22 protein-coding genes are annotated in these 17946 nt (G+C 58.4%); 12 read left to right on the top strand and 10 right to left on the bottom strand.

From position 1 onward, the window contains the following. Positions 1 to 43 precede the first annotated feature (43 nt). The gene (locus tag AB3U87_RS08655; RefSeq protein WP_301729848.1) at positions 44 to 685 is read right to left on the bottom strand and encodes a hypothetical protein; all 642 of its coding nucleotides are present in this window, start codon (positions 683 to 685) and stop codon (positions 44 to 46) included. Positions 686 to 1089: 404 nt separating this feature from the next. Between AB3U87_RS08655 and AB3U87_RS08650 the strand changes: the two genes are divergently transcribed. The 11 genes from AB3U87_RS08650 (at position 1090) to AB3U87_RS08600 (ending at position 8074) form a co-directional block, all read left to right on the top strand. Continuing rightward, positions 1090 to 2049 (top strand): sigma 54-interacting transcriptional regulator, encoded by a 960-nt coding sequence (locus AB3U87_RS08650; protein ID WP_253454937.1) that lies wholly within the window; start codon positions 1090 to 1092, stop codon positions 2047 to 2049. A 107-nt stretch (positions 2050 to 2156) separates the two neighbouring features. Then, positions 2157 to 2387, top strand: a complete 231-nt coding sequence (locus AB3U87_RS08645; RefSeq protein WP_253454938.1) for a hypothetical protein — start codon at positions 2157 to 2159, stop codon at positions 2385 to 2387. 73 nt (positions 2388 to 2460) lie between these two features. Beyond that, positions 2461 to 2823, top strand: a complete 363-nt coding sequence (locus AB3U87_RS08640; protein ID WP_301252577.1) for an EscI/YscI/HrpB family type III secretion system inner rod protein — start codon at positions 2461 to 2463, stop codon at positions 2821 to 2823. A gap of 6 nt (positions 2824 to 2829) precedes the next feature. Further along, a complete protein-coding gene (sctJ, locus tag AB3U87_RS08635) occupies positions 2830 to 3603 on the top strand; it encodes a type III secretion system inner membrane ring lipoprotein SctJ (RefSeq protein ID WP_253454940.1) in 774 nt (257 codons plus the stop codon). 3 nt (positions 3604 to 3606) lie between these two features. Continuing rightward, a complete protein-coding gene (locus AB3U87_RS08630; RefSeq protein WP_394148849.1) occupies positions 3607 to 4185 on the top strand; it encodes a type III secretion protein HrpD in 579 nt (192 codons plus the stop codon). Next, positions 4172 to 4762 carry a type III secretion system stator protein SctL gene (gene sctL, locus AB3U87_RS08625; RefSeq protein WP_301252576.1) on the top strand — a complete coding sequence of 197 codons (591 nt, stop codon included), beginning with the start codon at positions 4172 to 4174 and terminating at the stop codon, positions 4760 to 4762. Before AB3U87_RS08630 ends, sctL begins: the two co-directional genes overlap by 14 nt. Before the next feature lie 96 nt (positions 4763 to 4858). After that, positions 4859 to 5086 (top strand): type III secretion protein HrpF, encoded by a 228-nt coding sequence (locus AB3U87_RS08620; RefSeq protein WP_253454943.1) that lies wholly within the window; start codon positions 4859 to 4861, stop codon positions 5084 to 5086. Then, positions 5073 to 5456: a type III secretion system chaperone gene (locus tag AB3U87_RS08615; RefSeq protein WP_253454944.1), complete on the top strand. Its 384-nt coding sequence runs from the start codon at positions 5073 to 5075 to the stop codon at positions 5454 to 5456. The genes AB3U87_RS08620 and AB3U87_RS08615 overlap by 14 nt, the downstream gene beginning before the upstream one ends. A 13-nt stretch (positions 5457 to 5469) precedes the next feature. Next, complete coding sequence (sctC, locus tag AB3U87_RS08610; protein WP_253454945.1) at positions 5470 to 7563, top strand: type III secretion system outer membrane ring subunit SctC; 2094 nt, start codon at positions 5470 to 5472, stop codon at positions 7561 to 7563. Positions 7564 to 7574: 11 nt separating this feature from the next. Then, positions 7575 to 7760, top strand: coding sequence for an HrpT family type III secretion system protein (gene hrpT, locus AB3U87_RS08605; RefSeq protein WP_125288536.1), 186 nt, complete (start codon positions 7575 to 7577; stop codon positions 7758 to 7760). Further along, positions 7757 to 8074, top strand: a complete 318-nt coding sequence (locus AB3U87_RS08600) for a hypothetical protein (RefSeq protein WP_253454947.1) — start codon at positions 7757 to 7759, stop codon at positions 8072 to 8074. The genes hrpT and AB3U87_RS08600 overlap by 4 nt, the downstream gene beginning before the upstream one ends. A 278-nt stretch (positions 8075 to 8352) precedes the next feature. Here the strand turns inward: AB3U87_RS08600 and sctU are convergent, their stop codons facing one another. Both sctU and sctT read right to left on the bottom strand, forming a co-directional pair. Continuing rightward, on the bottom strand, positions 8353 to 9438 hold the full coding sequence (gene sctU, locus AB3U87_RS08595) for a type III secretion system export apparatus subunit SctU (protein WP_253454948.1): 1086 nt from the start codon (positions 9436 to 9438) through the stop codon (positions 8353 to 8355). Then, positions 9438 to 10238 carry a type III secretion system export apparatus subunit SctT gene (sctT, locus tag AB3U87_RS08590; RefSeq protein ID WP_394148848.1) on the bottom strand — a complete coding sequence of 267 codons (801 nt, stop codon included), beginning with the start codon at positions 10236 to 10238 and terminating at the stop codon, positions 9438 to 9440. The genes sctU and sctT overlap by 1 nt, the downstream gene beginning before the upstream one ends. 405 nt (positions 10239 to 10643) lie before the next feature. Here sctT and AB3U87_RS08585 point away from each other — a divergent pair, with 405 nt between their 5' ends. Beyond that, complete coding sequence (locus AB3U87_RS08585; protein WP_253454950.1) at positions 10644 to 12413, top strand: hypothetical protein; 1770 nt, start codon at positions 10644 to 10646, stop codon at positions 12411 to 12413. Positions 12414 to 12695: 282 nt separating this feature from the next. Here the strand turns inward: AB3U87_RS08585 and sctS are convergent, their stop codons facing one another. From sctS to AB3U87_RS08550, 7 genes are read right to left on the bottom strand one after another with little or no spacing between them, the layout of a single operon-like run. Continuing rightward, positions 12696 to 12956: a type III secretion system export apparatus subunit SctS gene (gene sctS, locus AB3U87_RS08580; RefSeq protein ID WP_253454951.1), complete on the bottom strand. Its 261-nt coding sequence runs from the start codon at positions 12954 to 12956 to the stop codon at positions 12696 to 12698. 7 nt (positions 12957 to 12963) lie between these two features. Next, a complete protein-coding gene (gene sctR, locus AB3U87_RS08575) occupies positions 12964 to 13617 on the bottom strand; it encodes a type III secretion system export apparatus subunit SctR (RefSeq protein WP_125288530.1) in 654 nt (217 codons plus the stop codon). A 4-nt stretch (positions 13618 to 13621) separates the two neighbouring features. Next, positions 13622 to 14641, bottom strand: a complete 1020-nt coding sequence (locus tag AB3U87_RS08570; RefSeq protein ID WP_253454952.1) for a FliM/FliN family flagellar motor switch protein — start codon at positions 14639 to 14641, stop codon at positions 13622 to 13624. Then, a complete protein-coding gene (locus AB3U87_RS08565; RefSeq protein ID WP_253454953.1) occupies positions 14638 to 15240 on the bottom strand; it encodes a type III secretion system HrpP C-terminal domain-containing protein in 603 nt (200 codons plus the stop codon). The genes AB3U87_RS08570 and AB3U87_RS08565 overlap by 4 nt, the downstream gene beginning before the upstream one ends. After that, entirely contained in the window at positions 15237 to 15698 is a 462-nt protein-coding gene (locus AB3U87_RS08560) for a type III secretion protein (RefSeq protein ID WP_301252571.1), read from the bottom strand. Before AB3U87_RS08560 ends, AB3U87_RS08565 begins: the two co-directional genes overlap by 4 nt. Then, entirely contained in the window at positions 15682 to 17043 is a 1362-nt protein-coding gene (sctN, locus tag AB3U87_RS08555; RefSeq protein ID WP_394148847.1) for a type III secretion system ATPase SctN, read from the bottom strand. Before sctN ends, AB3U87_RS08560 begins: the two co-directional genes overlap by 17 nt. Beyond that, positions 17040 to 17942: an FHA domain-containing protein gene (locus tag AB3U87_RS08550; protein ID WP_394148846.1), complete on the bottom strand. Its 903-nt coding sequence runs from the start codon at positions 17940 to 17942 to the stop codon at positions 17040 to 17042. The genes sctN and AB3U87_RS08550 overlap by 4 nt, the downstream gene beginning before the upstream one ends. Between the last annotated feature and the right edge of the window lie 4 nt (positions 17943 to 17946).

Here is a 17946-nt window from a genome sequence, read left to right as displayed (position 1 = left end):
AAAGGGCGATCGACGATCGCCCTGAAAAGGTATGCCGGAAAACCTATTTGCTTTCGCCGCCGCCCTGCGCACCAGCGCCGCCGGAAAGGGCTGAAAGAATGGCGCCCAGGCCCAGCATCTGCAGGGCACCGCCCAGCTTAGCAGCCAGCCCGCTGCTGCCCTGCTCGTCTTCGGCTCCCTTACCACCCTGCGTTGCGCCGCCCGAGCCTCCTGAGCCACCCTGGCCGGATGCGTTGGCGCCTTCAGATGACTGCCCCAGCATCTTTTTAATCATCTCCATCAGCTGGGTCATGATATCGCCGCTGCCGGCGGCTTCCTGAGCGCCGGACGTTCCGTTGCCAGAGCCCGAAGAGCCAGAGCCGTTTTTATCGCTGTTCGCCTCGCTGCCTTTCAACAGCTCCAGAATGGCGTTCAGCAATTGCGTAATACTGCTTTCGTTGCCTGTCGACTGGCTGCTGCCGTTACTGCCGTTACTGCCATTCTGGGCAAGCGCCTCTTTGCTGCCAAACTGCACGCCCTGGCCGCCGCCGCTGTTTGACGCCGAAGTAGCAAAATTCAGGATATTACCCAGTCCCGGGCTGCCCTGACCGTTATTTTGCTTGTTGCTGAGTGGTAGCTCCAGACCCGCATCGCCACCCGTTTTGCCGCCGCCAATCGCGCCGTTTACACCGCCGCCTATTTTCATGCCGCTTCCTCTGTTCAGTGAAATGATCGTCACGAGTCCACCCGTCAAGGCTTCGTCTCCGTGTTGGGTGGCGATCGGGCCGGGCATGTTCCATTGGCGCTGGTAAAGTCTTAATTACGGTAAATTAAATTACACATTCTTAACGTTTTGTAATCTAAATAATGCGCTTGTTTACATCAGCTTACCGCTGCGCTGCGAAATTTGTGTAGGGATTTCCCTACCTTGCCCCACGGAGATCCCCACAACAACTTCAGAGGAAACTGATAGCCTCTCAAGGCCGCGCTAGTAAATAGTAAACGAATATTGAGTGTTACCCCGAGCAGCCCGCCGCTGATCCCGTGTTGTTTTCGCTTAAGTTGCAGCAGATTGCTAACTGCATAGTCCGAGGGTAGACAGGAGAAAATATGGTAACGGGTAGTGAGAAACAATCAGGCAGTATCCGTCACGATAAAGTCACGGCTTTCCTTACCGAGCCTGGCGCAGCCAGAACGGATATCCACGCCAGCCTGCATCCGCTGATCGACAACCTTGCGCCGCTGAAAGTCGATCTGCTGCTGGAAGGCGAAACCGGGACGGGCAAAGATACGCTGACCCGCCGCATCTACCAGCTTTCGGGCGCGAAAGGGCCGCTGATTTCCGTGAACTGCGCGGCTATCCCGGAAAACCTGGCGGAAAGCGAACTGTTCGGCGTGATCGCCGGCGCCTACACCGGCGCCACGCATTCCCGGCCGGGCTACATTGAAGCCTCTGACAAAGGCATTCTGTTTCTGGATGAAATAGACAGCATGCCGCTGATATTACAGGCGAAGCTGCTGCGCGTGCTGGAAACCCGCGCCATTCACCGGCTGGGTTCCACGCAGCCCGTGCCGCTGGATCTACGCGTGATCGCCGCTTCCCAGACGCCGCTGATTGAGCTGGTGGACGCAGGACGTTTTCGCCGCGACCTCTATTTTCGGCTTTCCACCATCAAGCTGGAGACGCCGACGGTGCGTTCCCATGCCGAACTGATTATCCCGCTGTTTCGCCGCTTTACCCAGGAAGCGGCCATGCGGCTACAGCAGCCTATTCCGCCGCGTTCGCTGGCGCTGGACGAAGCCCTGCTGCTGCACAGCTGGCCCGGCAATATTCGCGAGCTGAAAGCCGCGGCGGAACGCCACGTGCTGCATCTGCCGCCGCTGTGTAATATCACGCCGGGCGAAGGCGAAGCGACATTATTAAAAGATCGCCTGCGTCGCATTGAGCGCAGCCTGATTAAAGAGTGTCTGCATCGCCACGGCCATAAGATTGATGACGTGGTGCATGAATTAGGTATTCCGCGCCGTACCCTTTATCACCGTATCAAATTGTTGAATATTGTTGCCTGATGCGTTTATAAAAATAATTTATTTTCTTTGGAACCCTTTTTGCGCCACACCCACTTAATTAACGAATATGCTAACAACCACCCCTTAATATAATCAGGAGCCACACTATGTCTTCAGTATCCTCAGGTATCTCTACTGCAGCTACAGCGGCAACAAGAGTTGAAAGCGCAACTGATGGCGCAAGCTTTATGTCACAGATGCAGGATGTTCAGGGCCAGATGCAGCAGGATATGGTCGATAAAGCCAAGCTTGATGCACAGAACAACAAAATGAACGGCGTTGCAGACAGTGCCAGTAAGGCGGGTTCTGCTGCCGCTCAGGTAAAAATCCAGTACTAGTTTCGCCTGCTGGTGCGGGTCTGCGCCCCTGACCCGCACCGCTTTTCGTTCTGTTATCCAGCGCGAGATCGTTATGAAAATAAATTCCTCCCCGGCAGATTTAACCGAGCTTCCGCAAATAAAAACCACGGCGGAGCCGCAGCAAAGCGACGTCGATTTTTTTTCGGCCCAGCTTAAAGAACCGCAGGTTGAAAAAGTTTCCGCCCCTGCCGAAGTCACGAATTTTCTTTCCGGCATTGCCAGTTCATTAAGTAATAATGAACACCAGAGAAAAGAAGCCTATCAGGATTTACAAAAAGCTTCCCGCTCGTCCAATTTATTAGAATTTAGTCAGGCTAATGCCGCCTTATCTAATTACTATATTGAAAATTTAATGAATGCAAAAATCGTCGCCAAAGGCGTTCAGAGCATTGATAAACTGACCAACCTACAGTAAGCCCCTATGAAACTTTTGCTGAAATGGCTAATGATTAGCTCGCTGGCGCTTTTTCTGGTCGGCTGCGGCGATAAAACCGTGCTGTACAGCGGGCTGGCGGAAAGCGACGCCAACGATATCATCGCCGAACTGAATCAGCATCAAATTGCCGCGCAAAAGCTGATTGAAAAAGCGGGCATTTCCGTGTCGGTCGATGCGGAAAATATCGAGCGCAGCGTAAAAATCCTCGACTCCGCCGGGCTGCCGCACAAGGCGCGCACCAATCTTGGCGAGGTGTTCCAGAAAAGCGGCGTGATTTCCAGCCCGATGGAGGAGCGCGCCCGCTATATCTATGCGCTTTCGCAGGAGGTGGAATCGACGCTGGCGCAGATCGACGGTGTGGTGGTGGCGCGCGTGCACGTAGTGCTGCCGGAAAGGCTGGCGCCCGGCGAGCCGGTACAGCCCGCTTCCGCCTCGGTGTTTATCAAATACCATAACACCCTGGATCCGGACAGCATTGAGCCGCGCATCCGCCAGATGGTTTCCACCAGCATTCCGGGCCTGGCGGGCAAAAGCGATAAGGATTTAGCGATCGTTTTTGTGCCGGCGCAGACCTATGAAGACAAGATTGAAGTGGTACAGATGGGGCCGTTTCAGCTTTCGCCGGATGAGTACGGCACGGTGAAATGGGTATTCGCGCTGTTCGCCATCGTGCTGCTGATCGCCTTCGCTTTGCTGCTGTTCAAACCCGGCCGGAAAAAAGAAAAACCGGCCAGCGCCGCTGCGGCGACAGGAAAATAAGCCGTGGAGCAGGCTTCCATCGCGGACTGGCTGCACTGGTGGCAGCAGGGCTGGTGGCAACAGGCGGAGGCGGGCTGGACATCCGACTTTTTCGCTCTGCCGCCGGCGGCGCAGCAGGCATTGAGCTGGCAGCAGCCGCAGGCCGTCGCGGCCAGCTTCGGCATCTCCCCCGCCCTGCCGCCGGAACCGTCAGCGCGGATGCTGGCGCTGATCGCGTTCGACGACGAGCGCTGGCAGCGTCTACTGGCGCTGCTGGCCGCCACCTGCGCCCCGCAGGCCGCGCCGTCCGGGATGGCGGGCAGCGATTTGATCTGGTGTCGGCGCTTAAGCAAAGGCCTGCGCTGCGACAGCTGGCTGGATGCCGCCTGCTTTCATCCCTGGCCCATCGGCGGCCTGCTACTGCTGCGCGCGCTACATCCGGAAAGCTGGCCTCGTTTACGGCTGCGTTTTCCCCCTGAATGGGCCGCACAGCTGGAAGAATACCCCACGTTAACGCTGCCGCACGCCAGGCTGGCGGCGCTTTACGACGCGGCCATCTGGCAGTGTCAGCAATCAGGAACCGAGCCGCATGTGGATCACTAAAAAACTTGCCGTGCTGGCGATGCCTGCCGGGCCGCTGCTGAGCCGCGAAGCGCTGGTTGACCATCAGCAGGCGCTGAGCCTGCTGCAAACGGCGGAACAACAGGCGCAGCAGCGGCTGGCCCGTGCCGAAGAAGAAGCCGATCGGCTGCTGGAAGAAGCCAGAACGCGCGCGGACGCGGCCGTTGCCGATCGACAGCAGGCTTTTGTCGCGCAGGCGGAGCAGTTTTTCGCCGACTGGCAGCAGCAGCAGCAGCAGTGGCAGGAGGCGCTGATCCCCCAGGCCGAGGCGCTGCTGAAACAGGCAATGAATCAGCTGCTGGCGGCGCTGCCCGCCGATGACCGCCTGACCGCCATGCTGCGGCAGCTGCAACAGGCGCAGGGCCGTCAGGCTGCCGCTACGCTAAGCTGCGCGCCCGTCCGACAGGATGAAGCTGCCGCCTGGCTGAAGCAGCATCCGCTCGACTGGCAGCTGGTCAGCGACAGTTCGCTGGATGCCGACACGCTGCGGCTGACCACCGACAACGGCGAGCTGAGCCTGAGCTGGACTCAGGTTTGCGCGGCGCTGATCCCCGACTAGCGCCCTTCTTTTCTGTCACAACAATTTTTTCGCCTCGTCGGAACCCGCTCGCGTTCTCCGCCACTTAATGGCACCCCCCAACCGGAGACTGAAACGATGAGCTATGAAGATTCGATCCAGCGTCGCCTGACCAGTCAGGTCGCGCACGCGCAAAAAGATATGTATCAGTTCGCGCAAGAGAGTCAGGACCAGCCGTTTAACGTCAGTGATATGTACGCCTTCCAGAACGAGATGCTCGACGTCTCCAACGCCAACTGGGCCAGCTCGCAGTACACCCAGTACAAGCATGGTATCCGCAAGGCCATCATTGATGCCATCAACTGATGTCGCCGATCTGATTGAAGCCTGTCTGGATAAAACCAACGGCGAGCTGGCGCTGTGGATTGACGAGATGCCGATCACGCTACAGCGCCTGCCCGGCGGCTGGTTTTTTTTTGCCGAGCTACAGCTGCCTGTGCCTGTTAATGATGCGCTGATGCAGCGGGCGCTGCGGCTGACCGACCCGGCGCTGCATCACTTCGGCGACCTTACCGCCGCGCTTTGCCTGCATCCGCAGCGCGAAACGCTTTGTCTGCTGGCGCGGTTAAAAAGCGACGCAAAAGAGGCCGCCGTCGCGCTGTTAGAAAGTCTTTGTAATCAATGTGAAATCTGGCAGGACACCCTGCTGATGCTAATGCGGCCAACGAGCCTGTAACAAGGAGAGAAGCGTGCCTACGCCGTCTGCTTTTTTACCCTTTCGCCCTTTGCTGCTGGCTTTGGCGATCGGGCTTTCTGTCTCACACAGCTACGCCACTACACCGGAAGAATGGCGCGAAGGCGCCTACGCCTATTCCGCTGACAATACGCCGCTCAGCGTGATCCTGCAGGATTTCGCCGGCAGCCACGGCGTGGATGCCAACGTCACCGGCCTGCCCGATACCTTTGTCACCGCGCGCCTGCGCTCCGACAATGCCGAGGCCTTTCTGAACAGGCTGGCGCTGGAGTATCGCTTTCAGTGGTTCGTCTATAACAACACGCTTTATGTCAGCCCGCAGTCGCAGCAGACCTCGCGTCGTCTGAAGATCAGCCCGGATGCCGCGCCCGATATCAAACAGGCGCTACAGGGCGTCGGCCTGCTGGAGCCGCGATTCGGCTGGGGCGAGCTGCCCGACGACGGCGTGGTGCTGGTCACCGGGCCGCCGAAATATGTCGATCTGATTGCGGATTTCAGCAAAAAATCCGAGCCGGAAACCAGCGAAGACAAGCAAATGATGGCGTTTCCGCTGAAATATGCTGACGTGGCGGATCGCACTATCAAATATCGCAACCAGACGCTGGTGGTGCCCGGCGTGGCCACCATGCTTAACGAACTGCTGGGGCAAAACAGCAACGGTTCGGCCAACGGCGCCACCACCACGCAGAACGGTCGCGGCGGCAGCGACAGCCCCTACCAGGCGATGCAGAACGAAAGCCGCAGCATCATGGAACAGATGATTGGCCGCAATACCCGGCTTGGCCGCAGCAACGAGCAGCAGCCGGGCAAAACGCTGCAGGGGAAAGTCTCCGCCGACGTACGCAACAACACGCTGCTGGTGCGCGACAACAAAAAGCTGCGCTCGGAGTATCAGGAGCTGGTCAGAATGATCGACGTGCCGCAGAAGCTGATTGAAATCGATGCGGTCATCGTGGATATCGACCGCAACGAGCTGGCCCGTCTTTCCACCAACTGGTCCGGGCAGTTCGGCAACGTAACCGCCGGCGCGTCGATGCTGAACGGCGCCAGTACCCTGTTCGTTACCGATTTTAACCGCTTCTTCGCCGATATTCAGGCGCTGGAAGGCGAAGGCACCGCGTCGATTATCGCCAATCCGTCGGTGTTGACGCTGGAAAACCAGCCTGCGGTGATCGACTTCAGCAATACCGCCTTTATCACCGCCATCGGCGAGCGGGTTGCGGACATTCGGGAAGTAACGGCGGGCACCAGCCTGCGCGTCACGCCGCGTTCAATCGGTGATAACCCGGAAAAAGCCGCCGTGCAGCTGGTGGTGGATGTGGAAGACGGCAAGCTGGACAAAAACGAGGACGGCAGCGCGCAGGGTACGGAAAACGGCGTGATCAGCACTCAGGCACTGGTGCAGGAAAAACGGTCGCTGGTGATGGGCGGTTTCCACACCAAGCAGAGCGGCGATGACGAAGAGCGCGTGCCGATCCTCGGCAAAATTCCACTGCTGGGCAAGCTGTTTACCTCCAACAACCGCACCACTTCTCAGCGCGAGCGGCTGTTTATTATTACGCCGCACCTGATTGGCGACCAGGTCGATCCTTCCCGCTACGTTGATGCGCAAAACAGCGCGCAGATTAACGATGCGCTGCGGGATATCAACCGACGCCATCAGTTCGGCGACATGAAGCGCACCATCGAAAATGCGATGCAGGATCTGGCCGAAAGCCGTCAGCCGGGCGGTTTACAGCCCAGCCAGACGGGGCTGCCGCTCGGCTCGCTCTGTTCGGTACCGCTGACCTTCCGCGCCAGCGCTCGCCAGCAGTGGTACGGCAACGACGCGATGCAGATTTCGGTAGGCGTGATCACCAACACCAGCGGAAAAGAGGCGCGCTTTGACGAGGCATCCTGCCGGGGCGATCGCACGCTGGCCGTGGCCGCCTGGCCGCATACCCGCCTGCAACCGGGCGAATCTACCGAGGTGTACGTGGCTTACGATACGCAGGCGCCGGCCAGACCTGGCCGCGTGTCGCTGCTGCAATCGGCGCCGGTGTCGCTGTCCACCAGCGGCGTAAAAACGACGCGCCTGCTGTCGCGCTAATGAGGCTGATAATGAAAAAACCTGTTCTGATCCTGCTGATGGCGATGCTGCTTACCGCCTGTGCAAAGCCTAAGTTCGCGGGCTGTAGCGAGATGTCTTGCCGCCCGGTGTCGGACGATCGGGCGGTCACCATCTGGTGGCAGCCGGATATGCGCAACGGGCCTTTTGACTATTCACAGGCTTCGGTTAATCAGTGATCCGCGTCGATTCCCATCGCGCCTTTCTGGCTGCATGGCAGCGTGGTGAGGCGTGCTGCTGGTGCGATCCCGTCGGACACGAGCTGCGTTTTTATGCGCAACCCGTGCCGACGCTCCAGCTGCTGCCCGCTCCTTTTTCCCCTTTCCGGCTGCGTGAGGCGCTGATGCGCCGCTTTCTCGCGCCCGGCCGTTACGAAGGCTGTTATCTTTCCGCTACGCCCGAAGGCGCGCCGCTGCTGATGCTCCAACTCACCGGCAGCGAAGTGCCGCAGGATGCGATCGGCACGCTGTATTCGCTGGCGGATATGACGTAGCCAGCAGGCCCCGACATAAAACGGGGAAACGTATAATATAAAAAAGCGTATTCCCGTTTAGGCTACGGATTATCTGGCACTAAATTTCCTTAAGCAGTTTCCGTAGCGGAAAGGTTTCCGTATTCCGGGAAATAAGCCGTAAACGGCCATCTTCAAATGGAAGCTTTACCATTAATATATTGATTTTAATGATATAAATCCAATCAGCCAACTTTGAACTTACTAAAAATGACATCACACCCGAGCTCAGTAAAGCGGCCCTGGCATTGCACGCTCTGTTACTCTTCGATTTCCAGCACTTCATCCAGCTGCTGATCCTCCAGCTCTTTCAGCAGGCGATAGACCTGGGCGACGGCCTTCAGCGTTTCTCGCGGGATATAGTCGCCTTCATTCACCGTTCTGAACAGCGTGCGGGTCAGCCAGACGAAACGGATCACCGGCATCTGCCGTTTTTTGGCTTCCTCAATAATATCCTGCGCATCTAAGCCTTCCGCCTTAAACAGCAGGCGCGGCAGCGGCGTTTCACCGGCGCGGTAATAAAGCCCGACGGCAAAGTGCGTAGGGTTGACCAGCACCATATCCGCCTCTTCCACCGCCACTTCTCTTCTGGGCCTGGGCTCTTCGTTAAGGATCTGATGCGACAGCGATTTGCGATGCCCTTTCATGTGTGGATCGCCTTCGCTCTGCTTGAACTCGTTGCGGATATCGTCATGGCTCATACGCTGCTGTTTGAGGAAGAAATATTTTTGCAGGCCGAAATCGAACGCGCTCAGCACCAGCAGCAGCGCCAGCGTTTCCCGCACGATTTTTATAAACAGCGCCAGCACCGCCTGCCAGAAGCCGTTGAGATCCTCGCCGTAGGCCAGCTGCGCCAGCGGCCCCAGGTCGGGTTCGATCGCCAGGTAAAAAATAACGCCGATGGCGACCGCCTTCAGCACGCTGGTCAGCAGCGTGCTCAGCTGTTTGCCGGAAAACATATTCTTCAGGTGGCCGACCGGATTGATGGCGTCGAACTTTGGCGCCAGCGCCTCGGTAGAAAACAGCGGGCCGAACTGTAGCCAGCCGCCGATAATGCGCAGCAGAAAAATCAGCGCGCAGACGATGCCGCAGAAATAGCAAAGTACCATCACCCCGTCCAGCATCACTTCCTGCATGGCATGGCCGAAAGGATCGTTCAGGCGGGCAAGCGGCAGCATAATCATCGCCTCCAGCCGCTGCATGCCGCCGCCGACCAGCGCGAAAATCGTCTCCATCACGCCCACGCAAATCAGCAGTTTGGGAATATCCGGCGTCTGGGCGACCTGGCCCTTTTTGCGCGACTCCTTGAGCTTTTGGGGCGTGGCGTCTTCGGTTTTTTCCGCCATCAGCGCGCCCCTTTAAACATGTCCGCCAACTGCGGCACCAGATCTTTTAAATCGAACAGCCGCTCGCCCGCAACGTAATTCAGGATCGGCAAATAGAGCACAAAGAACAGCATGCCCAACAGGCATTTGGCGGGCATCGCCAGCACGGTAGCCTGAAGCTGCGGGCTGTAGATGCTGAGGATGCCGACGCTAAAATCCACCAGCAGCAGCAGCGCCACCAGCGGCCCGGCGTAAAGCACCATATGCGTGAAGATACCGCCCAACAGCTCCAGATAGACCTTCAGCCCGGCTTCGCCCGGCAGCGGCAGCCACTGCATCGGCGGCCAGAGGCTATAGCTGTCCCAGATAATCTGCGTAATGGTCGACAGGCCCAGCCCGACTACCAGCAGCAGGATAATCGACTGCTGCATCAAAAAGCCGAGCGGCGTGGCGTCCGGCCCGAGCTGCGGGTTGAGCTGGCCGCCCGTCAGCGCGCCACGCTGGTTATCAAACAACGCGCCCACCGACTCGAACAGCCAGAACGGCATCGCCATCAGCAGGCCGATCGCCACGCCGATAATCACCTCTTTCAGCGCCAGCGCCGCCAGCAGAAACAGCGAGGGATCGTCCGCCGCCAGCTGCTGCTGGATCATCGGCGCGGGAAACAGCGCCAGCGCCAGCACGATGCCGGAGCGCAGGCCGCCTTTAATGGCGTTGAACGAGAACACCGGCGACAGCAGCAGGCAGGGGAAAATGCGCGCCATCGCCAGCGTCAGCGCAAGGATAAAGTGGTAGCCATCAAAAAGGACGTTGTTCCACATATTGCTAAATCTTTCGGGTTGCCGTTTATAGCTGAGTGGCAGAAAACCACAGAAAGTTCACTAAAAAAGCTATACGGATGTACGGATTACTTAAAGATGGTAAGCGCCTGCTTACGTTCATTGCGGGCAAGATTATTCTTACAAGATATTTTAAGAAAAACCCCCATCACAAGCCCCTTGCAAAAAAAATAAAAAAAGGTAAATCGCGCCCTGAAAAATAATATTAACGATCATCGTAAAAAAATCATATTCGTAACGAATTTCCCATGTTAAAAAAGAAAACAGACGCAGTTAAGACCCTTACAAGGTTACATAATATTAAATGAAACCGGATATTTAAGATTAAATATCCAATGGGTTAACTCGCCTGGTTAATTAAAAATTATTTTTTCATTGGAGAAAAAAATGCCCACTACTACTGTTAATGACGTACATACGAAAAGCGTTGCCACTTTTAACGATCTGCGCAAGCTTGCCCCTGCCTATGAAGGCGAAAGCGTGCTGCTTCGCTGTCACACCGCCCCTGGTGAGGCCATTTATAAAGGCACCGGCGGCGGCTGGTTTGTCGGCTCGCTGACGGCAGCAACGGACGATGGCGGCACCATTGCCAATACCGCCGGCAACGCCTACCACTGGCGTCGACAAATCAATAACCTGGCAGATTTAAACATTGGCGACTTTGGCGCCGTACCGGATGGTAAAACGGACGCTATCGCCGCGATCAAAGCCATGTATAACTTCACGTTTAAGCATTCAGGCGAGGCATATAAAGCCTGGATTACTTTTCCTGAAGGTAATTATGCCGTATCCAGCCTGAATATTTCTTCTGTTTACCTGCGTATGCTGAGAATTAATGGGCCTACCGTTGCTTACGGCTACTCGCCTGTGGCAAAGCTCACGCTTATAGGCGATGAAGGCAGTTTTGTTTTTAATACCAATGCTCGCCGCACGGAAGTTTCCTGCCTCGAAATTTATGGTCAGTACGATTTAGCAAAAAATACGCGCGGCTTTATGACGAATAAATGCGCCGAAGGACAGTACTATCAGTGCGACAGGCTTAATATTAGCCAAACGGGCGGCATCGTATTTAATATGATCGATACGCTGGATACGAAGTTCAACAGCTTTTACACCAGCAATACTTACGACTCTATTTTGAAAGGCCGTCCGTCTTATCAAAATTCATGGAATCATCTTACCGCTATCGAACTCAGCAACTTTAACGTGCAGGAAAGCCACTCTACTACGCCGGCCTTTGATTTACCGCGCGCCACCCAGTGCTGTATCTACAACGGCTGGATGGAGAAATGTAACTACCCGATGGATATCAGTAACGGCGAGTGGACCATTGACGTGTTCAGTATGGAAGGCGCAACGGTGCCTGCCGATATCACCTTTACAAAAGCTATTTTGCGCCATATCAATTTGCAAAACGCCGCGTTTAACCGTAATAACGCCACGGTAGTGCGCTATCTCGGCGGTTACGATATGGGCTACCGTCGTGAAGAATCTTTTGGCACCACGCTGGCCGGATCCATGGCGGCTAACTGGTACAGCTCCAATCTGCGCTTTAACAACACCACCGAAGCGCCGGTATGGGTTTACGTTGGCGACTATGTCACCACGGCCGAAAGCGATCAGGTTACCGTGCGCTTTTTAGGCGCCCGTTCTGAGAGCCCGGCAGCAAGCGGCGCCATTAATAATCTGACCAATAACTTTGGCGGCGGGGAAGCTATCCTGCGTATGCGCCGGGCGAAAGGCGACGATACGGTTAAAGCAGTGGGCGCGGTGGAAGTCAGGGGATCGAGCCCGGTAACCGATATCCGGCTAAACCGGCCCTATGCGAATAATGTGAGCATCTATGTGAAGCTGCCCGCCAACAGCGGCTACGTTCACGTACAGGTTGAAAGCACTACCGACAGCCGTTTTCATGGCGGCAAGTGCTTCCTGTGGACACCGCGTGGCGAGGTCGTGGCAGATACGGTAGTCAGCAAGCTGAGCTCTCCGTGGACACCGGTTGATGCCGCTGCTTTTGGTACGCTTAGCGGGCACGGCATCGCTTTTGATACCGACGGCACGCTGGTGCTGACCACGAAAGCACTGCCGAAAGACAACAAGCTGCGCGTGCGCATCAACGGTATTAACTATCGTATTCCGTTGGAAATCGATTCCTGACTATCAGCCGGTTTTTATGACCGGCCAACATTAATGGCACGACGGTAAAAGGCAGCGGCAGTAAAATTTATGTTGATGGCGAGCTGCAACAGGCACTTACGAACACCTCGTTTCCTGGCGGCGAAGCTGTCGCGGCACGCAAAATAACGGCTATGAAGTCGCTGACAGAGAAATTTACAGCGCCTGATTGCCAGAGCAGTCGCGTGAATAAACCTGTCCTTTACCCTGTAATAACAACCCGCCGATCCGGCGGGTTTATTTTTTTATAAAGCTAACTTCTGGTTAGTACTTCACGTTAGGCATCATGGCAAAGGCGCTTTGCGTGAGTTCGGTCAGCTCCACGCCAATCCAGCGGCCGGTCAGCGCCAGCGCGACGCCCACCGCCACCAGCTTAATGGCGAAAGGCAGCGTCTGATCCTGAAGCTGCATCACCGCCTGCAGCAGCGAGACGATGACGCCGACGATCACCGCCACGATCAGCGGCGGCGCGGAAAGGATCACCACCAGCAGCATCGCCTGGCGGAAAAGGGTCAGGATATCCATTTTTCCCTCACAGATAGCTGTAAAACAGGCCGTCGAGCAGCCGCGTCCAGCCGCTGACCAGCACGAACAGCAGAATTTTCAGCGGCAGCGAAATGGTCATGGGCGACACCATCTGCATCCCTAGCGCCAGCAGCACGTTGGAGACGATCAGATCCACCACGATAAAGGGAATAAAAATCAGAAAGCCGATCTTGAAGCCGTTTTGCAGCTCCGACAAAACAAACGAGGGGATCAGCAGCAGCGGGCTGTCGTGAGATACCGTGGCCGACATCTCTTTTGGCCACATGCGCTGCGCGTTTTCCTGTAGGTGGATCAAGATATCCGGGTCGGTATTCTTCACCATAAAACGCTTCAGCGGCTCCGCGCCGTTGCTGACCGTATAGTCGAGCCGCTCCGCGGACTGGGTGTCAATCGGCACCGTTTTTACCCGCTGGCTGATTTCGTTGAAAACCGGCGCCATCACAAACAGCGAGGCGGCCAGCGCAATGCCGTAAATCGCCATGTTGGGCGGCACCTGCTGCACGCCCATCGCGTTGCGGGTCAGCATCAGCACCATAGAGATTTTTAAAAAGCAGGTGCAGACAATCATTAAAATCGGCACCAGCGACAGCGCGCCAAGAAACAGCGCCAGCGTCATCGGGTTCAGCGATAAAGCATCCATGCGTCTACCGCGCCAGCGGGTTGTGGCCCGGCAGCATCTGGGTGATTTGCAGGCCAAGGCGGCCCTCCACGTCGACCAGCTCGCCTTTCGCTACCGCATAGTCGCCGTGGCAGAGCAGCGCTTCGCCGGGCGTCACGTTATCGATCATCACCGTCGCGCCCGGAGCGAGGGCAGAGAGTTCTCCCAGCGTCAGCTGCAGCTGGCCGCAGCGTACCGACAGCGCCAGCGGCAGTACGGAGAAATCCGTGGCTTCCGTCGTCGATCCCTCGTCCCACTGGGGATCGGGAGTGATCGGCTGCTCAAACTCGTCAGGGGGCAAAGTCACGTCATCGTTCTCCATCTCGCTAAGATAAAAATGAGCCGTCGTACCGGGCGTTATCCGCAACTCTCCGTGCAGCAAACGCCCGGCGCAACGGATCGTTCCACGCCCGTCCGGGGCAAAAAAAGGCTGCGGCGGCAGCACCACATCACCGCGCTTCAGCGCGCCTGGCGACAGCTCGACTTCGCCGATAATCAGCGGCAAAGCCAGTGGTAAATCGGGCGGTAGCGGCATGGCTTCTCGCTGCCAGCCGGGTTTGCTCAGAAGACGCGACAGGGTGTCGGCTGAAAGCGCCAGCAGACTGCGCGCCTCTCTGTCTCCCCATGCCAGCGTCATCACCAGCAGAAATTCGCCCGCTGCTTTTTCTTCCGTTACAGCTATGTGGCCGAACAACGCCAGAAGTTCGCCAGAAAGTTGACTTTGCCACCACGGCCAGTACCAGCTTTGTTCCGGCGCGGTCGCAGGCAGGGCAAAAGTAGGCGTGGCGGCCATCAGCGACAGCACCGCCTGCGCGTCGGTAAATGCCAGCGTGCCCGCTTCGCACTGCCAGACGCTCATTTCGCCGGGCTGATAGCCGTCAGCCAGCGCCAGACGCAGCACGCCCGGTTCACCGGCCAGCTGCCAGGGATAAAAACAGCCCGCGCCGATTTGCCCGCGCAGCCGCGCGGCCTGTTTACTGAGTTTTTTTAGCGACAGCCTGTTCATGCTTCCTGCTCCGACGAGCGTCGTTCGAAACGCAGCCGTACCTGGCAGGCCATGCGCTGACGCAGCGACAGACGACAGCGCTCCTGATGCGGCAGCAGGACGCGCCAGGCGGCGGGCTGCAGCTGCAGGGCGATATCCCAACCGCCTGCGGCCAGCGCGGAAAAGCGGGCGTCGACGTGGCCCAGCTTCGGCAAGAGCAGCGTCAGCGTCATCTCAGCGGGCGGGCGCTGCTCCGTGGCAGCGAGCAGATCCGTTTCGATTTCCTGCCACATCGCCATCGCGGGCGGCGCGCCGTAAGCGCTGCTTTCATCCAGCTGCGCAAAGCCCTGCTGCTGAGAATCGGACTGGCTGAAAGGCGGCGGCGTAAACGGCCTCTCGCCCTCTTCCAGCAGTTCGCTGAACAATGCATCTTCTTCACGCGCGGGCTTGCGCGGCTCGCGGCGTAGCGCAACCTTTTCACCGTCGTCGGCAGGCTTCTCTTTACGCTGCGCGATGCGCGCTTCGCCGCGCTGCTCCCTGTGGCGTTCCGTTGTCTGGCGCTGGAGATCGTGCTGCTGTTGCAGCCGCGCCGCCTGTCTCTGTGCGGAAAGGGTAATCATTCGCTTACCTCCTGCTGTAGTAAAAATTCCAGTTTCTCCACATCGCGCTGTCGCTGCCGCGTCTCCTGACGCGCCGCCTCGACGCGCTGCTGCTGATCATGCTGAGCCTGGGTCAGTTCGTGCAGCTTCAGCTGTCCGCTGTGCACCTTTTTCAGCGCCTGCTGCTCCTGTTCGAGGGCGCGTTCCAGCAGATAGCTGGCCTGACGCACGCCGCAGTTTTGCGCCGCGAAACCCGCTCTCAGCTGCTGATAGCCCTGCCGCCGCTCGTTCAGCTGTTCGCCAGCCCGATCTGTTTGCGTCTCCAGCTGGCGCAGCGTCTGCTCCTGCTCGCGCTGCTGTCTTTCGCTGCGGTTCAGCCGCTGACGACGGATCGGCAGCAGCAGATCCAGCGTGCGCCGCAGCTCAACGGCGGCGACGTCGGCAACCGGCTCCGGTTCCGGATTAACGTGACGGCGCATAGCGGCTCACCTCTGACAGCTGAAAACAGGTCTGCTCGAAGCCGGACGGCGCGCGCATCGCCTGTTGCAGATAGCCGTTGATGGCGTCCTGCGCCTCTACCGCCGCATCCGTCAGGCTGTCGTTGCCCGGCTGGTATTCGCCCAGCCGGATCAGCATTTCCACCTGCTGCCAGGCCGCCATCAGCTGGCGCACGGCGGTCGCCTCTTTAATCTGCTGGCGCGCCACCACGTTGCTCATGGTGCGGCTGAGGCTGGCAAGAATGTCGATAGCCGGATAATGACCGCGCTCCGCCAGCTTGCGCGTCAGCACGATATGGCCGTCAATCAGCGAGCGCACCTCGTCCGCGACCGGATCGTTCATCGAATCCTGTTCAATCAGCACCGAATAGAGCGCGGTGATCGCGCCGGTAGTGGTTTGTCCGGCGCGTTCAAGCAGGGTTGGCAGCAGCGTATAGACCGAGGGCGGCAGGCCGCCACGTCCCGGCGGTTCGCCGAGCGCCAGGCCGATTTCACGCTGCGCGCGGGCGAAACGGGTCAGGGAGTCCAGGATCAGCAGCACGCTTTTGCCCTGGTCGCGAAAGGCTTCGGCGATGGCGGTGGCGGTAAAAGCCGCGCGGGCGCGCTCCATGCTGCTGCGATCGGACGTGGCGCACAGCAGCACCGTACGGCTGCGCAGCTCGCTATCCAGCTCATGGTCAAGAAACTCACGCAGTTCGCGGCCGCGCTCGCCTATCAGACCAAACACAATTACGTCGCACGGCGTATTGCGCGCCAGTTCGGCCAGCAGCGTGGTTTTGCCGCAGCCTGCACCCGCAAAAATACCCACGCGCTGGCCGACGCCCAGCGTCAGCAGCCCGTCGATGGCGCGCATCCCGGTCGGCAACGGCGTGTCGATCCTGGGTCGGGCCGTCGGCGGCGGCGCATCGCCCAGCACCGGTTTGACATTGTCCGCTTCGCCCGGCAACGCAAACGCGCTGACGCTGCCCGCTTCAATCGGGCGACCAAAGCCGTCCAGCACGCTGCCCAGCAATTGCTCAGACACGCGGATGCTGTGCGGCAGAAACAGTGGCGTCACGCGGGCGCCCTGGGCGATGCCGTCCAGCTGGCCTAAGGCGGAAAGCAGCGTGTGCTGAGGGTTGAATCCCACCACTTCCGCCAGCACCCGCGTGTTGTTTTTGCCCTCAATCTGGCAGAGATCGCCAATGCGGGCGCCCGGCAGGCTGCTTTCCAGCAGAATGCCGCTGATGCCGGTGATGCGCCCGTAAATAGCCACCGGCGAGAAGCGCGCCAGCCGCTGCTGATGGGCGGCAAACCAGTCGTCAAGCAGAGGAAAATCAGACTTCACCAGTTCACCTTTATCTGTTCCCGACCGGCGAATTCAACTTCGCTGGAGGTGATCGCCACCAGCCGCAAATCGCCAACCTGATCGCCGACAAACAGCCGTTCGCCGGCGTCCGTCACCACGTTAGCCCGCTTGCCGGTGGTGATCTGCACGATGCGGAAAGGCAGCTTCGCGCTGCGCAGTCGCGTATGGTTAACCAGCTGCGGCAGCACGTTATACTGCGCCTGAAAGCGCGTCAGCATCCTGTCGAGGATCTGTAACCGCTCTTTGCTCAGCTCGCCGTTCAGGATCAGTCGCCCTTTATCCATATCGATTTTCACCCCCGGCGTCAGGCCTCGCTCCCGCAGCATCGCCAGCAGCGGCGGCCGCACCTCCTGTAAGGTTTCCAGCATTTTGCGGCTGGAAGGCGTGGTGGCGGTCTGCGCCACGGTGGGCTGAAGGATCCAGCTGATAATCGTGAAGCTCAGCAGCAGGATCAGACTGACCGACAGCACCTGAATACCGCGAGAAAAAAGGCGCGAAGGCGCGGGCGCGGGCGCGGAGGCAGCAACCGGTGCGGCGACGGCCGCAGGTGCAACGGGCAGCGGCGCCGCGCGCATCGCTTCCCAGGGCTGCTCCGCCGGCGCCAGACAGAGCCAGACCTCGCCCAGCGCAAAAGGCGTATCGGGCGACAGCGGATCCAGCAGCGTCAGCGGCTCGCCCTCCGCCTGACGCACCTGGCCTTCAATGCCGTGCAGCTGCCAGCGCTCGTCTTCAAAACACAGCGCGGCGTGCTGAGAAGCCACGCCGTCGTCAGTTAATTGCAGATCGGCCTCTTCGCTGTGGCCCAGCGTCCAGCGCCCGCCGCTGACCGGCAATGCCGCTCCCTGATGGCGGCCCGTGAGTACGCGTAGCTCAAACATAATC

Source organism: Erwinia plantamica, from assembly GCF_043420595.1.
GTDB classification, from domain to species: domain Bacteria; phylum Pseudomonadota; class Gammaproteobacteria; order Enterobacterales; family Enterobacteriaceae; genus Erwinia; species Erwinia aeris.
The sequence above is the reverse complement of the archived record's forward strand: the minus strand, read 5'-3'. Positions and strand labels throughout refer to the sequence as shown.